The organism is Sphingobium sp. L-44, from assembly GCF_056859495.1.
Map to the genome: position 1 here is coordinate 1 of NZ_JBSXOQ010000107.1, position 6,386 is coordinate 6,386.

6 protein-coding genes and 1 pseudogene are annotated in these 6,386 nt (G+C 63.0%); 3 read left to right on the forward strand and 4 right to left on the reverse strand.

Annotation, left to right across the window (positions count from 1 at the left end):
• Nucleotides 1–437 precede the first annotated feature (437 nt).
• Nucleotides 438–920 carry a hypothetical protein gene (locus AC13EK_RS17810; protein ID WP_069338523.1) on the reverse strand — a complete coding sequence of 161 codons (483 nt, stop codon included), beginning with the start codon at nucleotides 918–920 and terminating at the stop codon, nucleotides 438–440.
• 170 nt (nucleotides 921–1,090) lie between these two features.
• Between AC13EK_RS17810 and betI the strand changes: the two genes are divergently transcribed.
• From betI to ahpF, 3 genes are all read left to right on the forward strand, one after another.
• Complete coding sequence (betI, locus tag AC13EK_RS17815) at nucleotides 1,091–1,693, forward strand: transcriptional regulator BetI (RefSeq protein WP_069338522.1); 603 nt, start codon at nucleotides 1,091–1,093, stop codon at nucleotides 1,691–1,693.
• A 134-nt stretch (nucleotides 1,694–1,827) separates the two neighbouring features.
• Nucleotides 1,828–2,391, forward strand: a complete 564-nt coding sequence (ahpC, locus tag AC13EK_RS17820; RefSeq protein WP_004210655.1) for an alkyl hydroperoxide reductase subunit C — start codon at nucleotides 1,828–1,830, stop codon at nucleotides 2,389–2,391.
• A gap of 187 nt (nucleotides 2,392–2,578) precedes the next feature.
• The gene (ahpF, locus tag AC13EK_RS17825) at nucleotides 2,579–4,159 is read left to right on the forward strand and encodes an alkyl hydroperoxide reductase subunit F (protein WP_069338521.1); all 1,581 of its coding nucleotides are present in this window, start codon (nucleotides 2,579–2,581) and stop codon (nucleotides 4,157–4,159) included.
• 113 nt (nucleotides 4,160–4,272) lie between these two features.
• Here the strand turns inward: ahpF and AC13EK_RS17830 are convergent, their stop codons facing one another.
• From AC13EK_RS17830 to AC13EK_RS17840, 3 genes and pseudogenes are all read right to left on the reverse strand, one after another.
• Complete coding sequence (locus tag AC13EK_RS17830; RefSeq protein ID WP_004210651.1) at nucleotides 4,273–4,467, reverse strand: hypothetical protein; 195 nt, start codon at nucleotides 4,465–4,467, stop codon at nucleotides 4,273–4,275.
• Nucleotides 4,468–4,498: 31 nt separating this feature from the next.
• Nucleotides 4,499–5,437: a right-handed parallel beta-helix repeat-containing protein gene (locus tag AC13EK_RS17835; protein ID WP_069338532.1), complete on the reverse strand. Its 939-nt coding sequence runs from the start codon at nucleotides 5,435–5,437 to the stop codon at nucleotides 4,499–4,501.
• A 329-nt stretch (nucleotides 5,438–5,766) separates the two neighbouring features.
• Nucleotides 5,767–6,279 (reverse strand): annotated as a pseudogene (locus AC13EK_RS17840) (transposase); the annotation flags it as partial.
• Nucleotides 6,280–6,386 lie beyond the last annotated feature (107 nt).

Genomic DNA, 6,386 nt, shown 5'->3' on the forward strand with positions numbered 1-6,386 from the left:
TTGTGAACTCAGGGGATCCATTCGGCACTACGCCCGAGAGCGAGCGCAGAATGGACCCGGATCAAGTCCGGGATGACGAAGATGGAGAGGCCAGCATTTGCGCGTCAGCCGTCAAAACCCGACATCGTCAGGCAAGCGCAGCAAAGCCCTGTCCGTCTCGCCTAATCTCTGATCTACCCTGAGCGAAGCACCAGCACCGCCCCCTTCTCTCGCCCCGGCCGGAGCCCGCCACGGTCGGTGCCCCATGTGTCACCTCCCTGTCGCGTCGGCATGACCCAACCGGCGCGTCGGCCCGACACTGTCCTGACCCAGTTGACGCGCGACTGGCGCGCCATGGGCGCGTGGCGAGCGCGTATCCAGTGCAAACAGCCCCAAATGCCGCACGACACTGTGAACTTCGGCCCTGTCGCGTAGGCATGACCTTTGCCGATCCCGCATTATCGGCAATAGCCTTCCTCGCCCGGCTTCACGATCAGGCAGTCCTGCTTGTCGGCGAGATATTTGAAGCCCGTCTCCGCCCCGGTGCCCGGCCGAATGGCGAGATCGCGGCCATCGCGCACGAAGCGGATCGTCGCGCCATCGGCCAGGCCGCTATAGGTCGCCTCCCGGTCGAGATTATCCTTGTTGGCCAGCGCATAATGGCCCGGCTTCCCATCGGGCGCGGGCTGGATGTCGAGGAACAGCCCTTCCGGCCCCGTCCAGCGCCCGACCCATTCGTCGGCGGGCAGCGCCGCGCCTGCATTGTCCGGGGCCGCGACAGAGTCCGTATCCTCGATCGCTTCGGCATGGGGCGGCACGCTCGCATTGTTCGCCACCGCTTCATTGTCCACGCCCTTGGCGCAGCCACCCAGCAGCAATACCGCGCCCAGACCGGGCAGGATCAGGCGAAGGGCGGACGTGGTGGCGGGCTGTCGGATCATCCATGGTCTCCTTGCTGTCATGACGACAATATGCGGGGGAAACGGGCGAACCGGCCGGATCGATCCGCAATCGGGTCGAACGGCGCTTGCCAGCGCCCGTCATTTCCGCACAATGAGCGGCAACAGAATAGCATGTTCGGGGCGCCGGGTCGTCCCATGCCGGGGGGCAAGTGAGAGCGAAATTCGTACGGGAGTCCGCCGATGTCCGGCGGCAGGCACTGATCGACGCAACGGCAAAATGTCTGGCGGAAAAGGGCGTGGCAGGCACCTCTGTCCGCGCCATCTGCGCCGCCGCGGGCGTATCGTCGGGGCTGCTGACCCATTATTTCGAGGGCGTCGACGCGCTGATCCTGGCGACCTATCGCGATGTCGGGCAGCGCGTGTCCCAGGCGATGGACGATGCGATCGCAGGCGCGGGCGATGCTCCGCTGGACCGGCTACGCGCCTTTCTCCAGGCCAATTTCCGCGCGCCCGTGCTCGACGCCGACCTGCTCGCCACCTGGATCGCCTTCTGGAGCCTGATCAAGTCCAACGCCGATGTCGCGGCCGCCCATGCCGACATCTATGCCGCATCGCGCGCGCAATTGGAGGGGCTGGTCGCCGCCGCCGCGCCGGCCTTCTCCGCCGCGCAAGTACGGCTCAAGGCGATCGGCCTCACCGCGCTGGTCGACGGGCTGTGGCTGGAATATTGCCTGGACCCCACCAGTTTCAGCGCGGCGGAGGCGCAGCAGCTAGTCGAACAGGCAATGAGCCATGCCTTGCGGGATCAATGAGCCGTTCGATTAATCGGATAGCGTGTGATCGCTTTTATCTATCAACATGTCCGAGAAAACCAATTTCCCCCGAATCATCCGCTTCCCTAAACAGGCTTCGCAACAGCAACCCTAATCAAGGAACTGGATAGCCCATGGCTCTCATCAACACCCCCCTGCAGCCTTTCAAGGCAACCGCTTTCAAGGAAGGCAAGTTCGTCGACGTCACCGATGCCGACGTCAAGGGCAAGTGGGCCGTCTTCTTCTTCTACCCGGCCGACTTCACCTTCGTCTGCCCGACCGAGCTGGAAGACCTGGCCGACATCTACCCCACCCTGCAGGGCATGGGCGTGGAAGTCTATTCGGTGTCGACCGACACCCATTTCTGCCACAAGGCCTGGCACGACACCTCGCCGGCCATCGGCAAGATCAACTATTACATGCTGGGTGACCAGAATCACGACATCTCGAACCAGTTCGGCGTGCTGCGCGAAGGCGTCGGCCTGGCCGACCGCGGCACCTTCGTGCTCGATCCGGAAGGCGTGATCCAGCTGGTCGAAATCACCCCCGAGGGCGTGGGTCGCAACGCTGCCGAACTGCTGCGCAAGATCAAGGCGCTGCAGTACTGGACCAGCCATCCGGGCGAAGTCTGCCCCGCCAAGTGGGAAGAAGGCGCGGAAACCCTCGCCCCCTCGCTCGACCTCGTCGGCAAGATCTAAGCATCTTTAGGTGCTGACAGGCCGCCGGGTTCGCCCAGATTGAGGGGACCCGGCGGACCTTCAAAACGCTTTCTACAGACTTATCTTAGTTTCAACGGGGCTTTTGGGTCGCACCAATTCCCCGGACGGGCCGTCGCGTCTTCCCGATCGGGACGGCCCGCCATCTTTTCCACGGAGCCAGACAGACATGTTGGACGCAAATCTCAAGGGGCAGTTGAAGGCCTATCTGGCAAACATCACCCAGCCGATCGAGCTGGTGGCTTCGCTGGATGAAAGCGCCAAGTCGCGCGAAATGAACGAATTGCTGAGCGAAATCGCCGAGCTTTCGGACAAGGTCAGCCTTGCCACCGGCAACGACAAGCGCAAGCCCAGCTTCATGATCCGCCGCGTCGGCACCGATATCGGCGTCACCTTCGCCGGCCTGCCGATGGGCCATGAATTCACCTCGCTGGTGCTCGCTTTGCTGCAGGTCGGCGGTCATCCGTCCAAGGCCGCGCAGGATCTGATCCAGCAGGTCAAGGATCTCGACGGCGACTATGCGTTCGAAACCTATTTCTCGCTGTCGTGCCAGAACTGCCCCGACGTGGTGCAGGCGCTGAACCTGATGAGCGTGCTCAACCCCCGGATCAGCCATGTCGCGATCGACGGCGGCCTGTTCAAGGATGAGGTCGACGCCCGCAAGGTCATGGCGGTGCCGACCATCTTCCTCAACGGCGAACCCTTCGGCCAGGGCCGGATGGAGCTGGAGCAAATCGTCGCCAAGATCGACAGCGGCGCCGAGGCGAAGGCGGCAGACAAGATCCGCAAGCAGGATCCGTTCGAGGTGCTGGTGGTCGGCGGCGGCCCTGCCGGCGCGGCGGCGGCCATCTATTCGGCGCGCAAAGGCATCCGCACCGGCGTGGCGGCGGAACGCTTCGGCGGCCAGGTGCTCGACACCATGGATATCGAGAATTTCATCTCGGTCAGCCGCACCGAAGGGCCCAAGCTCGCCAGCGCGCTGGAAGCGCACGTCAAGGATTATGACGTCGAGATCATGAACCTGCAGAAGGCGGCGAAGCTGATCCCGGCCAAGACCGAAGGCGGCTATCATGAAGTCGTGCTGGAAAATGGCGCGTCGCTGAAGGGCCGCACCATCATTCTGTCGACCGGCGCCCGCTGGAGGCAGATGGGCGTGCCGGGCGAGGACGAATATCGCAACAAGGGCGTGGCTTACTGCCCGCACTGCGATGGTCCGTTGTTCAAGGGCAAGCGCGTGGCGGTGATCGGCGGCGGCAATAGCGGCGTCGAAGCCGCGATCGACCTGGCCGGCATCGTCGCCCATGTGACGCTGATCGAGTTTGACAGCCAGCTCCGCGCCGACGCGGTGCTGCAGCGCAAGCTTGCCAGCCTGCCCAACGTCAAGATCATCACCTCGGCGCTGACCACCAAGGTGAACGGCAATGGCGAACGGGTGAGCGGCCTCAGCTACAAGGACCGCAACAGCGGCACCGAGCATGATGTCGAGCTGGAAGGCATTTTCGTCCAGATCGGACTCGTTCCGAATACCGAATGGCTCAAGGACACGATCGCCCTCTCGCCCCGTGGCGAGATCGAGATCGACGCGCGCGGCGAAACCAGTCAGCCCGGCATCTTCGCCGCCGGCGACTGCACCACCGTGCCCTACAAGCAGATCGTCATCGCCATGGGTGCGGGGTCAACCGCAGCCCTGTCGGCCTTCGACTATCTGATCCGCCTGCCCACTGCCGAGGAGGCAGCCGAGGCAGCCTGAAAAATGCCCGCCTGAACCAGTCCCCCCTTCTGGTTTTCAGGCCAGCGAAGGCCGGTCCGTTACCCTGACGGACCGGCCTTTTTCCTATTTTCTCGTCCGAAATGCGCGGCGGCTCAGCTTTCGATCAGGTCGAGATAGGCGACGACATCATTGTCGGTGGCGAGGAACAGGCCGTCCTGCACCTCCTGCGGCTGTTGTTCGGCGACGCGCAGGGCTTCGCTCAGGGGGCCATACAGGATGGTCATCGCCGCGCCGTCGTCGCCCAGATGATAGAGGCGGACGGTCGCGCTGTCATAGGTGGTGCGCATGGCTCTTCCCTATCAGATCGGCGCGGCAAAGTCAGCGCCGGTCCTTCACCTTCATGCTGGAGGCAAGCTGGTTCTGGCCGATCCGGACGACATCGTCGGTAAAATTGGCGACGAAGGTCGAGCCGCGCGCCAGGCCCGGCACGAAGCCGGCCTTGTTCCCCTCGATCACCAGGGCGCTGCTGTCCTGCTCGCGGCCTTCCGGCGCGATGGTGATAAAGGCGGACCAATTATCCTTGTCCTTGCCCTGTACCATGTCGTTGCCGACGATCTGGCCGCTGGCGCCGTTGCTGAGGTCGATCATGTAATTGGTGAGATGGCCACCGCTATCGTCGAAGCTGTTGTCGCGGATATCGACCTGCGCGGCGCGGCTCTTGAGATAATGGCCGCCATCGCCCTGGTCGAAGCGCGAACGGGTGACGCTAAGGCGCGCGACCCGGCCGATATAGATGCCATGGGCGCAGTCGAGATCGCGGTCGCACCGGCCCAGATGGCGGAAAGTCGATTTGTCGATCTGGACCGTGGCACCGCGATCCTCGCCGGTCAGAATGCCTTCCTCGCTGTTGCGGAACAGGCTGTTACTGACGGAAAGATTGCCCTTTTCGAGGCGGATACCCGATCCATTGCCGTCAGGCACGCGCAGATTCTGGAAGATCAGGCCATCGACCATGGTGGCGCGTCCACGCAGCACCAAAGCCGCCTTTTCTTCGCAGATCGTGCCGTCGAAAATCGCACTGCCCGGCGTCGCGGCCTTGATCGTCACCTCGCCACCATTCTGCACCGCGCACTGGCGATAGGTACCCGGCGCGACGATGACCGTGCCCTTGCCATCACCGATCGCGCCGATCGCATCGGCGAGCGAAGCAAAGCCCCGGCCATTTTCGGCAAGGGTGAACGGGGCCGGCGCGCTCTGGGCAAAGGCCGACGCGGTGATGGCTGCCGACACCAGCAGCAGGGTCGAGAGGATGCGCATGACATCAAGGCTAGGCGCCGACCGCATCATAGCCAAGCCCCATAGTAAACCTGAAAGCACATGCCCCACTTTGGGGCAGGATTATTGCTAAGACGCTTACAGGGGTCCGGCGTCCCGAAAAGGCCGTTCGCCGTCGCCTGACCGTCGGCGAAGCGGCAGACCGCAACGCAATGACATCCTGATCGAACGCACCGCACGCCCGCCCGTCGCTTCCGCTTGCAGAACAGGAGATTGAGGCCGGCATATCTGACCGGTTGGCTGCCGTGATCGCTGTGGTGGACAAGTCCCCCAAAGGCAATATGAACCGCCTTGTTGCGGACCATGCCCTAATCGCGGACCTTACCCCGGATCGCATCGAAGAAAGCCAGCGGATCAGCTGGGTCCAGCGGGCGCTGTTGCCAGATTGAGACTTCCTCCAGCACCGCGTTGGTGATCGTGCTGATCAGGTCGAGGGATGCGTCGATCCCGTACAGTTCACGCAGATGACCGGTGATCTCTCTCGTACTCATTCCAGGCGCGTACATCGATATGATCTTGTCATCGAAGCCAGGGAAACAGCGCTGGTATTTAGCAATCAGCTGCGGGGCGAAACTGCCCGTCCGATCGCGTGCTACTTCCATCTCGATCCGCCGCCCGTCAGTCGTCACTGTCTTGCGGCAATAGCCGTTTGGGGTGTTGCCCCTTTGTTCGTCCTGGCCAAGATGGTGATCCATCTCCGCATTGAGCGCCCGTTCGGCAAACGCCTTCTTCTGGGAATCGAGCCGGCCGCCTTGGCTTAGCGCAGCCGCGGCATCAGTGTCAGCTAGACCGGATCGCCATTCAGGATTCACAAACGGCGTGATGTCTGATTCATGTGGCTCCGTGTTGAGGCGCGGAGCGGATGGATGGGGATCAAGCGGTATGAGCTAACCGAGGCGCAGTGGGCGAGGATAGCCCTTTTGCTGCCCGG